We start from the raw sequence: 17,921 nt of genomic DNA, 5'->3' as shown, positions 1-17,921 counted from the left end.
AATGATAAAATATATATGTCAACATAATTTATCATAATATTATTTAAATTGTTGTTTTAGTATCCTGCCTACAAGTTATAATTATAATTAATCTATTATTAAACAAAATTCAACATTTCTATCCCTGCAAATAATGGTATGATTTTTATCGAAAATATAAACGAAATCCTAACATCTCTTCTCAATGAAGGAGATAAAATTGCCAAAGCCCACACAAAAGAAAGGTCAGATGGCAGTTTTTATATTTCCGGAAAAGAGTACAGAATCTGGCACAAAGGACCTATGAAAGGCTCACCGGAAAACTTTTGGCGTTGAAAGAATTTCCACCGATTGAAAAAAAGTCAAGTGATTTGATATCCGTTCTCAAAAACTTTGATAAATTTGCAAAGCAACTTCAAAATCGTTATAATCAGAGACTCAGTCACGAATTCAACGATGAACACGATGCTCTTCATGCGATTTTAAGATTATTTTTCCAAGACGTGCATGCTGAAGATTATGTTCCGGAAAATGCTGGTAGTAAATCGGTTGTTGATTTTTATATTCCAAGCATCAAGACAATCATTGAAGTCAAATATCCCCGAGAAAATTTCAAAGATAACAAAATAGGAGATGATTTACTTATCGATATTGGACGATATAAAGCTAGAAAAGACAGCGATCATCTTATTCTATTCATCTTTGATAAATCCGGGGTGTTAAGAAACCCTTACGGGTTGATTGGGGACTTAGAAAAGTTAGCGACTTATGAAATGAGTGTTAAGGTCGTTATTTCTCCGGAATAATTTTTTCAAAACTCAAACCCCATCCCATCAAACCCCAACGGATACCTCTCGCATTCCCCATCATGAGGTCCGTAAAAATGGCTCAGATGTGTAAAAACAACCTTCTTTGCCCCAATCTTCTCCGCCATTTCAAATGCCTGCGTCGAATTCATATGTTTATTGACGGCCATGTGTTCGGGAACAATCGCGTCAACGATAAACAAATCCGGATTTTGAATATAATCAATGCTTTCTTGCGGAATGTCCAACTCGCAATCCCCGCTGATGATAATTTTATGTTTACCGTCAGAAATGACGACGCCGACCGGAAGTTTTTCCGGGAAATGTTTGACCTCAAACAACGAAAACTCAAGACCGATGAGCGAAAACGGCTCGTAAAGGTTCATATAATGCTTGTCGGCTGTGATGTAAAAATAAATATTCGTGATGTAGTCCACCGTATCTTTGACGCCGTAGACGGAAACCTCTTTTTGAACCCGATAAAATTCGGCAAAGCCGCCGTAGTGGTCATAGTGGCCGTGTGTCCAAATCACGGCGTCGATGTGGGGAACATTTTCCCGAAGCAATTGTTCGCGCATGTCGGGACTGGTGTCGATGAGCACGTTTCCGAAATCCGTTTGAACCAAAACTGAAAAACGAGTGCGACAGCTCTTGCTGCCGGGCAATTTTGCGTCCGTGCAGGACGGGCAATTGCAACCAATCGTCGGCGTTCCGGGAGCGTCTCCGGTTCCAAGAAGTGTGATTTTCATGTCGGTCCCTGCAAAATTTAATAATAAAATGGACAATAAAAAATAATATATTTAACAACAAAACAAAAGAAGTAAATAAATGAATCGGAAAAGAGTCATTTAAAAACTATCCTTTCGTTTTTGCATCACGTCAACAAAAAGGTGTTGCTTTAACGCGCGCGTCGCCATCCGCTAAAAAGAAAAAGCGAAAACGGTTTAAACGTTTTCGATGTAAGACGCCGATTTCAAACCGGACCGCCGGTCAAAGGATTTAATCGCGTTTTCCAAATCGGATTGGATCAAATTGTAACGGTTTTCAAGAAGCGCCGACAAAACGGCTTCCCGAACAACCATACGCAAGTCGGATCCCGTGTATTCTTCCGTCCGCCGGGAAATCGCTTCGGTATCAATGTTGCCTTCGATTCTCTTCAAAATCGAATCCAAAATCTGCTTACGCATCTCAATCGTCGGTTTTTCAAAGTCAACGATTTCATCAAACCGTCGCCAAACGGCGTCGTCCAAACGCCGGGTGTGGTTTGTGGCGGCAATCAAAAGGACGCCATCTTCCACCAAACTGACGTTGTCAATCGCTTTTAACAATGTGTTGACAGCCTGTTTGATGGCGGCGTGTTCGTCGGCGGAACTACGCGACATTGCGATAAAGTCAAATTCGTCAATAAACAATATGCAAGGGTTGAACCGCTTCGACAGCGCGAACACACGGTCAATGTTTTTGGATGTTTCTCCCAAATACTGATCCGTAATCATTGAGAGATGGACTTCAATGATCGGAACGGATAATTTTTTGGAAAGCGCGCGCGCAAAAGATGTTTTTCCGGTTCCGGGCGGCCCCACGAACAGCACTTTTCCGATGTCGTAAAGACCGATTTGTTTCAAATGGTCTTTGTTTTTGATGGCCATCTCAATCTTTTGCAACTCATTTTTCTGCCGTTCGGTTAAAATCAGCTCGTCCATTGTTTCGCGGACTTCTTCGGGCGCTTTAATATACGCCAGTTTCAGCCATTCCTTGCCGTTTCCTTTGTCGTCTTCAAGCTCTTCGATAATGGACTGAATCCATTCCCGGGACGCTTCTTTGGGCGGGTTTTTGGAAGCGGTGTTCTCGTAATTGACGTTGTCGCGCTTTAAAACATTTTGGAAATAATACGCTAAAACCGGATTCATATTGATTCTGTCGCCGGCGCCGTCCTGTTTTTCAAACCACTGGGCTGCCGCTTCAAGACCGCCGTCGGTCAAACGAAGCGTACCGGAATTTTCGTCAAAAATCGCGTAACTGAATTTTTTGCCGTTGATTTTTAAGGCTTCTTCGACATTGTCGATGCCGTAGATCTTTTTGACAATCGCCTTGTTCACTTTAATTGGTTTTTGGATGCCGCGGATTTTGCTGTCCCAAAAAGAGCGCCGAATTTCGGACGGGATATCGTTGGCATACAAACTGTTTTCCGTGTTGTATATTTCAGCCGTCAAGAGAAGCTCAATGACGTTTAAAGATGTCTCACTCATGTTTTTCCTTGTCCTTTTTTTGAATTTGAATAGAGTTCAACCAAAATCGATGCGAATGAATTATTTATTCCATATTATTGTACGGAATGTATAATTATATAATTCCTAGCATATATATTTGATTTCAGATAATATTTCAAGATTTTTCAATCTTTGATTTTAAGTCAAAGGAAAAATAATGAGATGACTTCCTTAATTCAAATTCAATTCAAATTCATTAAATTGAAATTTTTGAAATAGCCCATTATATACTCAAACGTAATAAAATTTTGCTCCCAAATACATTTTAGTTATTTTAAAAAATATCGTTCGATTTTTAATGTTAATCTTCATTCCATTGAAACTCTCTCACTTCCAAAAAATTCAATTAACAAAATAATCCTTCCGATTCTTATATTGGTATTCGTCCATTTTTAATGGATGAATTCATTCATTAAAAATGGATGAAATTATTCATTTCTGATAGACGAACTCGTTTTTTTCCGATAATGAACTCGTTTGCTTTCGATAATGAATGAAATACCCTTTTCTATTTGTTTTTCATTGCTATTTTTCATTTATTATTTTTGATTTCGATCTGTTCATTCTGTTAACGTCTCCTGTTTTTTCAACTTATCCAATCCAAATGACTGAAAATATTCAATACAATTGAATGATTTCATTCATTACAGGTGAATGAATTTAAATATTTTAAGTGGCTAGTAAAATATATGCTCAGACAAGATCAGATTAAAGCGGCAATTGATTTACAGAAGTCGTCTTTTTTAAAAAAAGATGCCGGATTGGGTCGCGAATCTTTGATCGAGATTCCGGTCTCAGATTCTTATGCAACAGTCGTCACAGGAATCCGACGATGTGGAAAAAGCACGCTATTGCTTCAATTGCTCAAAAAAGAATATTCTGATGCGTTTTATTTGAATTTTGAAGATATTCGGTTGGTCGAATTTGAAACATCTGATTTTTCAAGGCTTTATGATGAAATTATCAGTCGCCATCTCAATGTTTTGTTTTTTGATGAAATTCAATTCATAGACGGATGGGAAATTTTTGTCCGCCAGTTGCTGACCGAAGGGTTTACCGTTTTTGTTACCGGCTCCAATGCGTCCCTGCTGAGCCGGGAACTTGGGACGCGCTTGACCGGACGGCATTTACCGATGGAATTATTTCCATTTTCTTATCGGGAATATGTCCGGCTTAAAAATTTGGAAATAAATGAAAATTCGCTTGCAGAATATTTAAAAGTTGGCGGAATGCCGGAATATGTCAAGAAGGATCCGGATGTAAGAGGCACAATTTTGCCGGCTCTGGTGGATGATATTTTGATGCGCGACATTGCCGTCCGGTATTCGGTCAGAGATGCGGATTCGCTTCGGAAACTTGCGGTTTACTTAATGTCAAACATCGGAAATTTGGTCTCGGCTTACAAGCTGGCCGGTATTTTCGGAATCAAATCCAGTACGACGATTTTGGAATATTTTTCCTATTTTAAAAATGCGTATTTATTCGAATTTTTGCCGCAATTCAGTTGGTCACTCAAATCCCAAGCCAAAAATCCGAAAAAAGTGTATTCTATTGACACCGGAATGGTCACGGAAATTTCCGGCGCGTACACAGAAAATATCGGGCACAAATTTGAAAATTTGATTTATTTACATTTGCGGCGCAAACACAAAAGCAGCGAGATTTTTTATTTCAAGGAAAAGGGAGAATGCGACTTTGTTGTCTTTGAAAAAGGAAAAGCCAAGGAAGTTGTCCAAGTTTGTTATGCCATCGACGACTTGAATTTTGAAAGGGAATACAGCGGACTTTTGGAAGCGATGTCGTTCTTTAATTTGAAGGAAGGAACAATTGTGACGCTCAATCAGAAGGACCTATTCAAAAAAGACAAAATGACGGTTAAAATGGTTCCGGCACATGAATATTTAAGTTAAATCGATCAAAGATGATGAGAATAATTTTTAATCAACATTTTCAGTCAACATTTTCAGTCAACATTTTCAATCAATCGGCAATGAATAAAAATATATAAGAACCAAAACTTTTCAATTCACAATTAGGATTGATGTTGAAAATCCGTCAAAAATCCTGAAAATCAATTTTAAATAAAAAGTTTTAAAAACTCAATCGGAGTCCTTAATATGGTTTCAAAAGAACTTCCTTTCTCCAAAGAAAAAATTGAAGAAATTATTCAAACTTATCCGACGCCGTTTCACATTTATGATGAAAAAGCCATCCGTGCGAACGCTAAAGACATGCTGCGCGCTTTTACGGTCGTGAACGGTTTTAAGGAATTCTTTGCCGTCAAGGCTCTCCCGAATCCGTATATTTTAAAAATACTCCAAGAAGAAGGATTTGGCGCCGATTGCAGTTCCCTTCCGGAACTTTTGTTGGCCGAAAAAGCCGGCATTACGGGTGAAAACATTATGTTCAGCTCAAATGACACGCCGGCGAATGAATTCGTCAAGGCCCGGGAACTCGGCGCGATCATCAATTTGGATGACATCACACATATCGAAGTTTTGGAAAAAGCAGCCGGTCTTCCCGATATCTTATGTTTCCGGTACAATCCGGGACCCTTGAAAGAAGGAAACGCGCTCATCGGAAAGCCCGAGGAAGCCAAATACGGTTTTACGCGCGAACAACTTTTTGAAGGATATGCCGTTCTCAAGAAAAAAGGTGTCAAGCGGTTTGGTCTTCACACGATGGTCGCGTCAAACGAATTGAATCCGGATTATTTCATTGAAACCGCTCGTATTTTGTTTGAGGTGATCGTCGAGATTTCAAAGAAAGTCGGCATCGATTTTGAATTTGTCAATTTGGGCGGCGGCATCGGAATTCCGTACCGGCCGGAACAGGAACGTGTTTCGTTTGACAAAGTGGCTGCCGGCGTTCAAAAAGCTTACAACGACACGATTGTCAAAAACGGCTTAAAACCCTTGAAGGTTTATTTGGAATGCGGACGGGTTATCACCGGCCCTTACGGTTATTTGGTGACGCAGGTCCGCCACTTGAAATCCATTTACAAAGATTATGTCGGAACTGATGCCTGCATGGCAAACCTTATGCGTCCCGGCATTTACGGTGCCTACCATCACATCACAATACTCGGGAAAGAGAAACAGCCGGCGAATTTCAAATATGATGTGACCGGCTCCTTGTGCGAAAACAATGACAAATTCGCCGTTGACCGAATGCTTCCAAAAGTTGAGCGCGGCGACCTTTTGGTTATTCACGACACGGGCGCCCATGGTTATGCGATGGGATTCAACTACAACGGAAAACTGAGATCCGCCGAACTTCTGCTGCGTCCGGACGGCAGCGTCAAAGAAATCCGGCGGGCTGAGACGGTTGATGATTATTTCGCGACGCTGGATTTGGACGGATTGAACCGTTTCAAATAAAAATTCCTTCGCTTCGCTTCGGAATTTTTCAAGGGCGGGGGAGTCCGTTTCCGTAAGTTTGCTTCGCAAACGGCTGCTCCCTCCGATCGCAGCTTTTTTCTTTTTTTGGCGGGTGGTTGCGCGTGCGTTATGGCGACACATTTTCTTTTTGTCATGAAAAACATTGGCGGTTTTTGAATAAAATTAGGGTCATGATAAGAACACAAATATAATTTGGTGTTCAAATCATGCTCAAGAATATGAAAAACAAATATGTCAATCGTTCAAAAATTTCTGAAGCAAAATTTCGTCAAATTGTCAAGCTTTTTGCTTTGGATCTGGATGCAACACAAATATCCCAAATTGTTGGAGTCAGCCGTATTACGATCAACCGATACCTCATGGCAATCCGCGAGCGGATTGCCGAATTCTGTAAATTGGAATCTCCCTTCCAAGGAGAAATTGAAGTTGATGAGTCATACTTTGGCCCGAAACGTGTAAAGGGAAAGAGAGGACGCGGCGCCGGCAATAAAACGATTGTATTTGGATTGGTGAAACGGCAAGGGAAGGTTTACACAGAAATTGTTCCGGATTGTTCTAAATCCACATTACAATCTATCATTAAAGGAAAAGTTGATCTTGATAGCGTTATTTATTCCGACAACTGGCATGGATATGATGGATTAGTTGATGTGGGATATGATAAACACTATCGAGTAGATCATGGCAAATATGAATTCGTCAATGGAAGAAGTCACATTAATGGGATTGAGGGATTCTGGGGATTCTCCAAAACCAGGATGAGTAAATACAGAGGAATTGATAAAAGATACTTTAATCTTTACTTGAAGGAATGTGAATTTAGGTATAATTATAGGAATGAGGATTTATATCTTAAAATCCTAAAAATTGTCAGAGAAAATCCTCTATTCTTATCATGACCCTAAAATTAAATAAATCGACTGGCACTTTTTTGAAAAAAATCAAGCAAACCGTCCCGATTAAACAGACGCATTTTGCGTCTGTTTAATCGGATTGCGATGTGATGGATTGAGTACAGGTGCGGAAGATGCAGTTGAAACTGGAAACTGCAGGTGCAAATTGAAACTGGAAACTGCAGGTGCAAATTGAAACTGGAAACTGCAGGTGCAAATTGAAACTGGAAACTGCAGGTGCAAATTGAAAATAAGAAGTGCGGCCGAAAACTGACCCGGTATTTTCCGTCGAAAATCAACAGATTATTCAAAAGTTTGAAACGGAATTTATTTAAATAAGGAAATTCATTTGAGGACCTCCACGAAATCAAAAGGTATAAATTTAAAGATAACATTCTGTCGGAAACATTCCGCAGCTTTACTTTTATCACGCTCATCATTTCAACGAAATAAAAGAATTAAAAACCGACACAGAAGGAGATATTATGGGAAACATAAGACAGTCTAACATCAAAACCATTTCGTTCAAACTCTTAAACACGTACGGCGACGTTTTCACCGGCGACTTCGACGAAAACAAAGCCCTTGTGACAAAATACACCACCATCGAAAGCAAAGTCATCCGCAACAAGGTGGCCGGCTACGTCACAAGAAAAGTCAGACGCGCCCCAAAATACTGATTTTCTTTTTCATTTTTATTTTTTGTTTCATTTGCCGGCTCAATTTTTAAGAAGCCGTCTTCTCTTTTTTATTATAATGCCAATGAAGTGTTCATATTATGTTGGTATCAATGGCTATAAGGCAACAATTTATGGGTAATCAATGAACAAAAAAAATTTGTATTTTTATAGCTCGATTTCAGGAAATCTTTTGATTGCATTGACACCTAATTTGTTATTCAATTAAATAACACTTGTTCCTCTCCTGTAAATAATGGATGTGCAACAGCGATATATAAAAGATAAGTAAAAGGACATTTAAAATGAAATATAAACCAACACAAAAAACCAACATTATCTTATTTGTTGGTTTTTTTATTTTTTACATTATTCTGTCACATGCATATCATTTAGGACTTAATGATAATTCCTTTTCAAGCAGTTTGGTTTTTTTATTGGCATTACTGATTTTATTTATCATTTTCGTTGGTTCAGCCTGTTACGCCTTATTTTCAAAAAATCAACTTTTGTCATTCATTTTCGGAATATTGCTGCCGATTATTCCGTTTTATGACCTTTTGACGTCGGAATGGACGCTTTGGGTGACAATTCTTTTAAGCGGTCTTTCCGGATGGTTTTTTGCAAAAGAAGAAGAAGATCCTGAAATTAAAGGGTTTTATTACTTGATTGATTTTTCACTCATCTTTTTGCTGTTGATTTTTATTGTCAAATTTTATCGTATTAATTAAACATTTTCCTAAACATTTTCCGAAAGAAGGTCTCTTTCTTATGAAATACCGCTGTGCCTGACAAAATCCCGCCCACTTTTCATTTTTTTCAAAAACTTGCGTTTTACTTTCACTCCGCTTACCAAAAGCCCTTTTAAGAGATAAGGCGTAAAGTTGAGAAGAATGTCAGAAATCCAAACGGAAAACCGCCCATCAATTCTTGAAATCCCTTCCAAAACAAGATCGGAGATGCACTCGGTTCTTGAAAAATACTTCGGTTACACATCTTTTCGTCCGAATCAGGAGGAAGTGATCGCATCGATTTTGGCGGGAAAAGACGTTTTTGTTCTCATGCCGACCGGCGGCGGTAAATCTCTTTGTTATCAAATCCCGGCATTGATGATGAAAGGAACGGCAATTGTGGTGTCGCCGCTCATTTCCCTCATGAAAGACCAAGTGGACGGGCTCCTTGCGGCCGGCATTCCGACGGCATATTTAAACAGCACGCTTTCGGATTCCGAATCGGCGGAAGTTCGAAACCGGCTCATGAAAGGCGATTTAAAAATTCTTTACATGGCGCCCGAACGGCTGATGATGTCGGGAACGCTTTCACTTCTCAAAAAAGCGAACATCAGCCTTTTCGCGATTGATGAAGCGCATTGCGTTTCTGAATGGGGGCACGACTTCCGTCCGGAATACCGGAAACTTTCGGAACTTCGATCGTTGTTTCCGGACGTTGGCATGGTTGCGCTTACGGCGACCGCCACCGAACGGGTCCGAAAAGATATCGTTTCCGTTTTGCATCTCAAGGATCCCGTTATTAAAATTTCCAGCTTCAACCGGCCGAATCTATCCTATCAAATCGTTGAAAAAAAGGATCCGAACGAGCAAATCATTTCTTATTTGAAAAAGAACCGCGGTAAATCCGGCATCATTTATTGCCAAAGCCGCGAATCCGTGGAACGGCTGGCGGACCGGCTCAACAAAGCCGGTTTTTCAGCACTTCCGTATCATGCGGGTCTTTCGGATGACCGGCGTTCCAAAAATCAGGAAAAATTCATCCGGGACGATGTGGACGTTATCGTTGCGACGGTGGCGTTTGGCATGGGAATCGATAAGCCCGACGTCCGATTCGTCATTCATTACGATTTACCAAAGAATCTGGAAAGTTACTATCAGGAAACAGGACGTGGCGGTCGGGACGGGTTGGAATGCGAGTGCATTTTGTTTTTCAATCGCGGGGATTGGCATAAAATCCGGTTCTTTATTGAAAAAAAACCGAGCAAAAAGGAACGCGATTTGGCTTTCCAACAGTTATCTCAAATTATGAATTATTGCGAAAGCACGGAATGCCGAAGAAACGCGCTTCTCCGCTATTTCGGGGAAAATTTAACGGAGCCGTGCAACAACTGCGATTCCTGCATCAGCCCACGGGAAAAGTTTGACGGGACCAAACAGGCGCAGATGTTGATTCGCTGTGTTTCCGAAACCGGACAAAAGTTCGGCATATCGCATGTGATTGACGTTTTGTACGGCGCCCGAACCAAAAAAGTGAAAGAATCCCGGCACGACCGCCTGGAAATTCATGGTTTGGGAAAGAGCGTTTCCAAGGACGAATGGAAAAGAATCGGCAACGAGCTGATTCAATCCGGCTGCCTCAGCGTCAGCGGCGAACGTTATCCGATTGTCAAGATGAATGAAAAAAGCCGGAAAATTTTAGCCGGAACACTTTCGGTTGAACTCACAGAGCCGCTGATTTCCAAAATCTCCAAAACAAATACAAATCCGGCTTATTCGGTTCCGGCGTCGGATGCGGAAGACGACATTGATTCCGAATCTTTGTTTGAAGGGGGTGAGGTTTCGGATTTTGATTTTGATTTTGAGTCCGGCGAAAATGAAGAGACGGAATTCAATGAATCGGGCGGCGCCATTGTCTATAATGGTCGGCGTTCGCTTTTATCGGAAGAATTGGAAAGAAATCCGGTGACTGTGGTTCAAACGGAAACGAAGACAATCTCAATTCCGCTTCCGGAAAAGGTTTCGTCCAAATCCAAAAAAACGTCGTCTTTGGATTCTTTCGGAAAGCCGGCGGTCCGTGCCGTCAAAAAAGGATCGTTCGATCCGGTTTTGTTTGAACGCCTTAAAGTTCTCCGAAAGAAAATCTCCGGCGACAAAAATCTGCCGCCGTATATTATTTTTGCCGACACGAGTCTCAAACAAATGGCGACCGATTTTCCGACGGACGACGTTTCCTTTTTGAAAATTTCGGGCGTGGCGGAATACAAACTTCACAAGTACGGGCGGCTGTTTATTGAAGAAATTGTCGATTATTTAGGAGAAGATCCGGCGGTGCCCAAACCAAAAACAAAAACAGATGCCGCTGTTTCTCCGACCGAAAACAATCTTGAATCTTTTGACGTTGCGGCGGACGGCGATTCTCCGATTTTGCCGGAATCATTTTCGGATGACGATTTAAACAAAACAATGGGTTTGTTTTCTCAAGGGCTTTCCATTGGAGAAGTTGCTGAAATCCGGGGTCTTCCGGTTTCAAAAGTGACGGCGCACATTGAGGAACTGATCTTATCCGGCCGGATTGATAGTTTTAACTCGTTAATTTCAAATCAAAAGCAAGCGGCGATTGAAAAAACAATCCTGGAATTTCAAATTGAATTTATGAACCGTTTGCAGTCCGCGGCAATTGTTGAAAAATCGGATGTGGTGTGCACAGACGGTGAAATCCGCTTGATAAAAGCATTTTTGATTCAAAAAATGAAGAAAGAATGCGGTGAAAGATGTCCGGAAGACCGCTCTTCTTAATTTGCGTTTTGTTTTATTTTTTATTTTCTATTGTTTTATTTTTTCTTTCCATTTCAACGGTTTGTTTTGCCATCTTTTTCCTCTCTTCCGTTTTCTTAACCTTATTTTCAGAGTTTTCGACGCTGTTTTCTCTTTTTACCGCGTTATTTTTCTCCTCGCTCTCCAGAAGTGTTTTCGCTTCCTCTTTTCCTTTCCCTTCTTTCTTTTCTTCCGGAATTTCTTCTTTCATGTCGATAATGTCGGAATTTTCCGTAATCGGCGCGATTTTTTCTTTAATTTCTTCCGTTAAAACCGGATCTTCTTGGATAAATCCGTAAACGATCGTCGCTTTAATAGAACGAAGCGCGAGGAGGAGAGAGTACAAAAAGAGAAAAACAGCAATGCTGAGAATGATGGCGGTAATATCGCGGGTTTGATGGATGGATGAAGTGACGATGATTGAAAAGATTAAACTGATGATGGTGATCAAACATCCGAGTGCGTTTCTGTAATGCGCCATCACGGTTTCAATATAATATTTTTCTTTCTGCCGGTATTTTTTCTCTTCGTGTTCCGGGAAAAGCGATACGATGATGGTTAAGCTGGCAATGATAATCGCCAGAAGAGCGGCAGTCACTTGCAAAAATGTCAGAAGAATGCTGATTAAGCTGGTCGGTTCGATTTCAACGTTGATGTAAAGTAAAATTCCGGCGACAACGGCCGCCAAAATCAATGCCAGAATTAATTCAAGAATCGTTGCCCGCCACCCGAGTGTTTTCCGGTTGGCTTCGCGAATGACTTTCGTTTTTTTGGATTCGTTTTGACCGAGTTTGTCTAAAAAATTCATTGGATGTCTTCCGATTTTGCTTTTTACTTTTTATTTTTCATTTTGATTTTCCGGTTCAGTTCCGCATTTTATGGCATTTAACAAATATAAATCTATTTGAATAAAAATAAAGTTATTTTCAAAAATAAATTCCCAAAACAGATGGTCGTTAAAAATCCGAAAGAAATCGGAATCAGATACGGAACTCCGGGAGTTACCCATCCGTATTTGTCAATTTTTCCGGCAACGATGGATTTTCTCAAATTCTCAACATAATTTTGTTCTCCTTCCTCTCGAAAATCAATTCCCGAAAAGATCACTTTTTGAGTTACCGGTGGATTTTGACTTGAAAAATCGTACCGTTCTATCAAAAGCGGATATAAATTCAGCCTTTTGTTCCCTTTTTTGTTTGTTTGAGTTTTTATCAAATTCCAAACGTCTGTTTTGTATCCGGTTAAAAAAAGCGGCAACTCTTTTGGTTTTATTTTTTCGTGCCGTTTTTTGAAATCAAGTATATTTTTCAAAAACAAAAAGACCGGCAAGGTCAAAACAAAAACGGTCGAGTTTGAAAGCGTCGCTATCGGAATTGAGTCCAAAAATAAACCATCCGGCTGCGCCGGAAACAGAACGGAAAGACAAATCAAAGCTTTGGCGTCGGCGCCGCCCCAAATTTTCAAATAAAAAAAGGAGGCGGAGATGATTGCCATCAACAATCCGGAAATGAAAATTGCGGCGGCGTATGAAAGTCCGACGGTTTTGGTTTCAAACATCAAAATCGGAAGATTACACAGAAGTAGTTTAACCCATACCGAATCGGAAACGGCTCTCGTTTTCAAGTCTTGGAACGAGGCGGCCGTTAAAAATAAAAAACAAAGAATGATTTTGATTTCAAAGGGTTGATTGAGGTCCGGCAGCGAGATCATTCCCTTCAAAAAAAGAAGAAAGTATTTGTTTGTTTTTAAATAATTTTTTAATCGATAAAATTCCAGTTTTTAATTTTCTAACTCACAATTCATACCATTCGATGTCGTCCGTTTCGCTTTCGCATTGGACGTCCGCGTTTTCTTTCGGCGAAATCCCTGCCGTTCCCATCGCTTTTCGAATAGCGTTTCCGAAATCGTCCAAATAATCCGGGCAGGACAAACTGTTGTAAACGAATTTCTTATTCGGTTGAATGTTTTCTTGAATCGTTTCATCCGACGGCACAATCAAAATATCGATGCCGGTTTCTTCAGCCGCCCGCGTCATCGCTTCCCGGAAATCGCCGATGCAATACGCGATCCGGAATTCGTAATTGTCTTTGGTCCGGTTTAAATAATCGGCCAGCCGTTTTGTTTCGGTTTTTAAAAAATCGCGCTTCACTTTCGCTACGTTGCATTTTCCCATCATGAACGAATAATCCATAAACGGATATTCCATATCCAGTTCCCGTGGCGCGACCCCGCAGGTGCCAAACGTCACAATGTGGACGTCGTCTTGTTCCAGCATTGAAAAAATGACTTTGTCAAACTGCCGGTGGGACGGGCTTTCATGGTACGGTTTTTTCTTGGAACACGGCACAAAAATACAAATTTTCCGAACCGGAATTTCATATTCGGAAACGACCCAGTCGTTTGCGCGGACCATATCCGGATGGTGGATGATGTTTTCCGTGTCCAGCGGTTCGGCTGACCGCTCATTTTCGGGAATAATACGAGACATGATCGGGGATTTACGCGTTCTTTGTATTAATATTCTCAGGGCGGTGGTTTTGCGGGCAGACCATGCGCGCGTTACAGCCGACACATTTCCTTCAAATTTCAATAAAAAACAGGATAATTTTTGTTTTTATTTGAAAAAATCAATGGAATTCAAAAACTCCAACAATCTTAAAAAAAATAAAAAACCGGCAGAAGCTTTCGCCTTTGCCGGCAATTCGTTTTCACATTTTTTTCAATCTGTTTTGTTTTTATTTCTTTTATAGAAATACCAATACGCAACGCTGCCGATTAACACAATCACGACAACGATGACGACAATCCAAAACCAAGACGGAAGGCCCTTATTCTCATCTCCCGTTGTTTGCTCCGAACCGGTTTGGTTTTCTGAATTGCTCGTTCCGACTTGCGATCCGGTTCCGTTGCTGTTTTCGGTTCCGTTCGTTTCATTCGCCGCACTCGTTGCATTTTGTTGTTGTCCGGTTTTTGTTCCGCCCACAACTTTCACACTGCTGCTGCCACCGGAGCCGCCTGTCTGTGTTTTAGCAACCTCCAGGTACGCTGCATCGGATTCAATCGGCGTTGCCGGCTCAATTCCGGGTCCGGTGACTTGAACTTTGTATTTCCAGCCGGTCATATTCAAACGCGCGTCAATGTCCAAGGACGCGTTTGTTTCGCCGGTCAACTCGACAAAACCGTTTGTATCGTTTTTGTCAACAAGCCATTGATAAGACAGACCCGAAATGTCCGCCACCGAAAACGTTACCGGATGTTGTTCCTGAATGGTTTGGTTGACGGGATGAGCGAGAACTGTCAGCCAAACGGCGTCGGATGTTGAAACGGTATTGGTGCCGTTTTTGACCAACACATTGTATTGTCCGTCATCATTTGTTTTGTCGGCGTCGTCGATTATCAATTCAGGTCCGACTTCGTCGGTGATATTGGTGAAAGTTCCGGAGATGTTTTTCTGCCACTGATACGTCCATCCGGTCGGAAGCGTGCCGGTGACTGAAAACGAAGCGTCGTTTCCTTCAAAAGCCGTCGCGTTTTCCGGTTGTGTTATTATTCCCGTTATAATCGTCGAACCGGCCGATGTTTTGTACAAATGCAATCTTCCGTTTTCATCTGTGTATGAGGAAAAGGCACAATTCGGCGTTACTTCCGTGTTTGTCATGTTATAACGCTTGTTTGCGTTTTCAGGACCCAAGTCTATGATGTAAGGTTCAACAACATTTCCGGCGCTGTTTTTTGGCGTTCCTCCGAGAAGCGTTCCCGCTGTTGTGCGAATGCTTCCGCCGTCAATGACGATTGTTGAAGTTCCATCCGTTTCTCCTTCTCCGCCGCCGATTGCGTAATGGCTGCCGGCCGGTGTGACAATGACGGTTCCACCTTTTATTGTAACCTCTCCGGTTCCGCCGCCGCTATTGAAGCCGCCGCCACCCCCACCGATTGCTGCGCCGCCGCTGCTACCGCTGCCGTTGCCGCCCGTTGCTGTTGTAATTGTTACCGAGTCTGATAATGTAACATTTCCGGCTCCACCGTTGCTACCAAAGCCGCCACCACCACCACCGATTACCGCGCCGCCGCCGCCGGCAAGGCTGTCGCCGCCTGTTGCTGTTGCAATTGTTACCGAGTCTGATAATGTAACATTTCCGGCTCCGCCGTCACCGTCACTGCCGCCGGTGCCGCTACCTAAGCCACCGCCGCCGCCACCGATTGCCGTGCCGCCACCGCCACCACCGGCAAAACCGTCACCGCCCGTTGCTGTTGCAATTGTTACCGAGCCTGATAATTTAACATTTCCGGCTCCGCCGGCTCCGCTGCTGCTGCCGCCACCAATTGCCGCACCGCCACCGCCGCCGTCGCCGCCGTCGCCCCCCGTTGCTATTGTAATTGTTACCGAGTCTGATAACGTAACATTTCCGGCTCCTCCGACGCTGTCGGAGCCGCTGCCGCCGCCACCAATTGCCGCGCCGCCGCCGCCACTGTCGCCGCCGTTGCCTCCCGTTGCCGTTGTAATTGTTACCGAATCTGATAACGTAACATTTCCGGCTCCGCCGGCTCCGAAGATGCCACCGCCGCCGCCACCGCCACCGATTGCCGCGCCGCCGCCACTGTTGCCGATGCCGCCTGTTGCTGTTGTAATTGTTACTGAGTCTGATATCGTAACATTTCCGTCTCCACCGGTTTTGAAGACGCCACCGCCGCCGCCACCGATTGCCGCGCCGCCACCGCCGAAGCCGCCGTTATCGCTGCCGCCTGTTGCCGTTGTAATCGTTGCCGAATCTGATAACGTAACATTTCCGGCTCCGCCACTACCGAAGCCACTGCCGCCGCCACCGATTGCCGCGCCGCCACCACCGAGGCCGCCGTCATCGCTGCCGCCTGTTGCCATTGTAATCGTTACCGAATCTGACAACGTAACATTTCCGGCTCCGCCACTACCGAAGCCACTGCCGCCGCCACCGATTGCTGCGCCGCCGCCGCTGTTACCGATGCCGCCTGTTGCTGTTGTAATTGTTACTGAGTCTGATATCGTAACATTTCCGGCTCCGCCGTCACCGTCGCCACCGCCACCACCACCGATTGCTGCGCCGCCGCTGTTACCGATGCCGCCTGTTGCCATTGTAATCGTTACCGAATCTGATGACGTAACATTTCCGGCTCCACCGTCACCGTCGCCGCCGCCACCACCACCGATTGCTGCGCCGCCACCGCTGTCGTCGCTGCCGCCACCGCCTGTTGCCATTGTAATCGTTACCGAATCTGATAACGTAACATTTCCGGCTCCACCGACGCTGTTGGAGCCGCTACCGCCGCCACCGATTGCCGCGCCGCCACCACCGGCAAAGTCACCGTCGCCATCACCGTCGCCACCTGCAGCTGTTATAATTGTTACCGTGTCTGATAACGTAACATTTCCGGCTCCGCCGCGACCAAAGCCGCCGCCACCGCCACCGATTGCTGCGCCGCCGCCACCGATTACAGCGCCGCCGCCTATTACCTCGTCAATCACGACAAAACCGTTGATGACGATTTCTCCGCTTGCCTCTTGGTAATTTCCGCCAATTCCGGCGCCGAACGCGCCGCCGTAAATTTTCAGGTGATTCGTGTCTTTGACAGATTCGTTTGCGGTGATTATCAAAAAGTTACCGGAGATGACGTGAATGCCGGCTGAAGTTCCTCCCCGGATTGTGTTGTTGCCTTCGAGGAAAAGAGTGGTATTGTTGACGCCGTCGATGTCAATGCCTTGTCGGTTGGGTGCAATCGATACGTTTAGATTTAAGTTTTCGATTGTCAAGTTCAAAATCGTTGTGCGGGAATCTGCGACGATGCTGACGTCTAATTCCTTGCTTTCATTGTTGCTTATGATTTTTAAATTATTGATTCCGGCCGGAATTGTTATTGTTCCGATATCGGTCCAATTGTCGGCATCTAATGTCAGGATGAACGGTTCTGTTCCGGAGGATGCCCAAGTTGTCAAGTTTGAATTTGCGTCCGTTACGCTTGTAACGGTTGCCTCGTTTGCCAATGCCGGTGCTGCCGTTAGGATAAAAAGAATCGCCAGGACAGCGGCGAGTAAAAAGATTCGTTTTGAATGTTTTTGAGTCATATTTATCTGTTCCGTTTTAGTTATTCTTATGGAATATATGAATAATTTTCCGATATATTCCATTTTGTTGGTTTATTATTCTATTATATAAAAATAGTAGTCGAACCGATTAATTTTTTTTACACTATTTTATATTATGTTAACCAAATGGATGATTCATGTTACTATATGTCATATTTTTGAAAAAATAAATTGAACAGATGAAATACAAAAATAAGAAACGGTCCGGCTCTCAAATTAAAAAAATGTGTCG

General features: G+C 43.0%; 13 protein-coding genes. 7 read left to right on the top strand and 6 right to left on the bottom strand.

Translation table 11 applies throughout. The features are described 5' to 3' along the window. The first annotated feature begins 305 nt into the window (after window positions 1-305). Entirely contained in the window at window positions 306-785 is a 480-nt protein-coding gene (locus MsAc7_RS04980) for a PD-(D/E)XK nuclease domain-containing protein (RefSeq protein ID WP_338101826.1), read from the top strand. A gap of 5 nt (window positions 786-790) precedes the next feature. Here MsAc7_RS04980 and MsAc7_RS04975 read toward each other — a convergent pair whose 3' ends face one another. After that, entirely contained in the window at window positions 791-1,534 is a 744-nt protein-coding gene (locus tag MsAc7_RS04975; protein ID WP_338101825.1) for an MBL fold metallo-hydrolase, read from the bottom strand. A gap of 195 nt (window positions 1,535-1,729) precedes the next feature. Further along, entirely contained in the window at window positions 1,730-3,034 is a 1,305-nt protein-coding gene (locus MsAc7_RS04970) for an ATP-binding protein (protein WP_338101824.1), read from the bottom strand. 710 nt (window positions 3,035-3,744) lie between these two features. Between MsAc7_RS04970 and MsAc7_RS04965 the strand changes: the two genes are divergently transcribed. From MsAc7_RS04965 to recQ, 6 genes are all read left to right on the top strand, one after another. Next, entirely contained in the window at window positions 3,745-4,965 is a 1,221-nt protein-coding gene (locus MsAc7_RS04965; protein WP_338101823.1) for an ATP-binding protein, read from the top strand. Window positions 4,966-5,172: 207 nt separating this feature from the next. Beyond that, window positions 5,173-6,435, top strand: a complete 1,263-nt coding sequence (locus MsAc7_RS04960) for a diaminopimelate decarboxylase family protein (protein ID WP_338101822.1) — start codon at window positions 5,173-5,175, stop codon at window positions 6,433-6,435. 239 nt (window positions 6,436-6,674) lie between these two features. Further along, window positions 6,675-7,355: an IS1595 family transposase gene (locus MsAc7_RS04955; protein ID WP_338103468.1), complete on the top strand. Its 681-nt coding sequence runs from the start codon at window positions 6,675-6,677 to the stop codon at window positions 7,353-7,355. A gap of 479 nt (window positions 7,356-7,834) precedes the next feature. After that, on the top strand, window positions 7,835-8,029 hold the full coding sequence (locus tag MsAc7_RS04950) for a 30S ribosomal protein S17e (RefSeq protein WP_338101821.1): 195 nt from the start codon (window positions 7,835-7,837) through the stop codon (window positions 8,027-8,029). 434 nt (window positions 8,030-8,463) lie between these two features. Next, window positions 8,464-8,757 carry a hypothetical protein gene (locus MsAc7_RS04945; RefSeq protein ID WP_338101820.1) on the top strand — a complete coding sequence of 98 codons (294 nt, stop codon included), beginning with the start codon at window positions 8,464-8,466 and terminating at the stop codon, window positions 8,755-8,757. A 162-nt stretch (window positions 8,758-8,919) separates the two neighbouring features. Continuing rightward, window positions 8,920-11,553, top strand: coding sequence for a DNA helicase RecQ (gene recQ / locus MsAc7_RS04940; protein ID WP_338101819.1), 2,634 nt, complete (start codon window positions 8,920-8,922; stop codon window positions 11,551-11,553). A gap of 13 nt (window positions 11,554-11,566) precedes the next feature. On the opposite strand, the gene MsAc7_RS04935 is transcribed toward recQ, so the two are convergent. The 4 genes from MsAc7_RS04935 to MsAc7_RS04920 all read right to left on the bottom strand — a co-directional run bounded on the left by MsAc7_RS04935 (window position 11,567) and on the right by MsAc7_RS04920 (window position 17,668). Continuing rightward, window positions 11,567-12,379 (bottom strand): hypothetical protein, encoded by an 813-nt coding sequence (locus MsAc7_RS04935; protein ID WP_338101818.1) that lies wholly within the window; start codon window positions 12,377-12,379, stop codon window positions 11,567-11,569. Between the two features lie 92 nt (window positions 12,380-12,471). Continuing rightward, the gene (locus MsAc7_RS04930; RefSeq protein ID WP_338101817.1) at window positions 12,472-13,281 is read right to left on the bottom strand and encodes an A24 family peptidase C-terminal domain-containing protein; all 810 of its coding nucleotides are present in this window, start codon (window positions 13,279-13,281) and stop codon (window positions 12,472-12,474) included. Between the two features lie 82 nt (window positions 13,282-13,363). After that, on the bottom strand, window positions 13,364-14,059 hold the full coding sequence (locus MsAc7_RS04925) for a DUF5591 domain-containing protein (RefSeq protein WP_338101816.1): 696 nt from the start codon (window positions 14,057-14,059) through the stop codon (window positions 13,364-13,366). Between the two features lie 231 nt (window positions 14,060-14,290). Further along, on the bottom strand, window positions 14,291-17,668 hold the full coding sequence (locus MsAc7_RS04920; RefSeq protein ID WP_338101815.1) for a hypothetical protein: 3,378 nt from the start codon (window positions 17,666-17,668) through the stop codon (window positions 14,291-14,293). Window positions 17,669-17,921 lie beyond the last annotated feature (253 nt).

The organism is Methanolapillus millepedarum (genome assembly GCF_032594115.1).
Classification (GTDB): domain Archaea; phylum Halobacteriota; class Methanosarcinia; order Methanosarcinales; family Methanosarcinaceae; genus Methanolapillus; species Methanolapillus millepedarum.
This window is presented reverse-complemented; position numbering and strand designations above follow the sequence as displayed.

Coding starts and splice junctions, on each gene's coding strand:
- MsAc7_RS04975 (WP_338101825.1), bottom strand. CDS start 1,534: ATGAAAATCACACTTCTTGGAACCGGAGACGCTCCCGGAACGCCGACG.
- MsAc7_RS04970 (WP_338101824.1), bottom strand. CDS start 3,034: ATGAGTGAGACATCTTTAAACGTCATTGAGCTTCTCTTGACGGCTGAA.
- MsAc7_RS04965 (WP_338101823.1), top strand. CDS start 3,745: ATGCTCAGACAAGATCAGATTAAAGCGGCAATTGATTTACAGAAGTCG.
- MsAc7_RS04960 (WP_338101822.1), top strand. CDS start 5,173: ATGGTTTCAAAAGAACTTCCTTTCTCCAAAGAAAAAATTGAAGAAATT.
- MsAc7_RS04955 (WP_338103468.1), top strand. CDS start 6,675: ATGAAAAACAAATATGTCAATCGTTCAAAAATTTCTGAAGCAAAATTT.
- MsAc7_RS04950 (WP_338101821.1), top strand. CDS start 7,835: ATGGGAAACATAAGACAGTCTAACATCAAAACCATTTCGTTCAAACTC.
- recQ (WP_338101819.1), top strand. CDS start 8,920: ATGTCAGAAATCCAAACGGAAAACCGCCCATCAATTCTTGAAATCCCT.
- MsAc7_RS04935 (WP_338101818.1), bottom strand. CDS start 12,379: ATGAATTTTTTAGACAAACTCGGTCAAAACGAATCCAAAAAAACGAAA.
- MsAc7_RS04930 (WP_338101817.1), bottom strand. CDS start 13,281: ATGATCTCGCTGCCGGACCTCAATCAACCCTTTGAAATCAAAATCATT.
- MsAc7_RS04925 (WP_338101816.1), bottom strand. CDS start 14,059: ATGTCTCGTATTATTCCCGAAAATGAGCGGTCAGCCGAACCGCTGGAC.
- MsAc7_RS04920 (WP_338101815.1), bottom strand. CDS start 17,668: ATGACTCAAAAACATTCAAAACGAATCTTTTTACTCGCCGCTGTCCTG.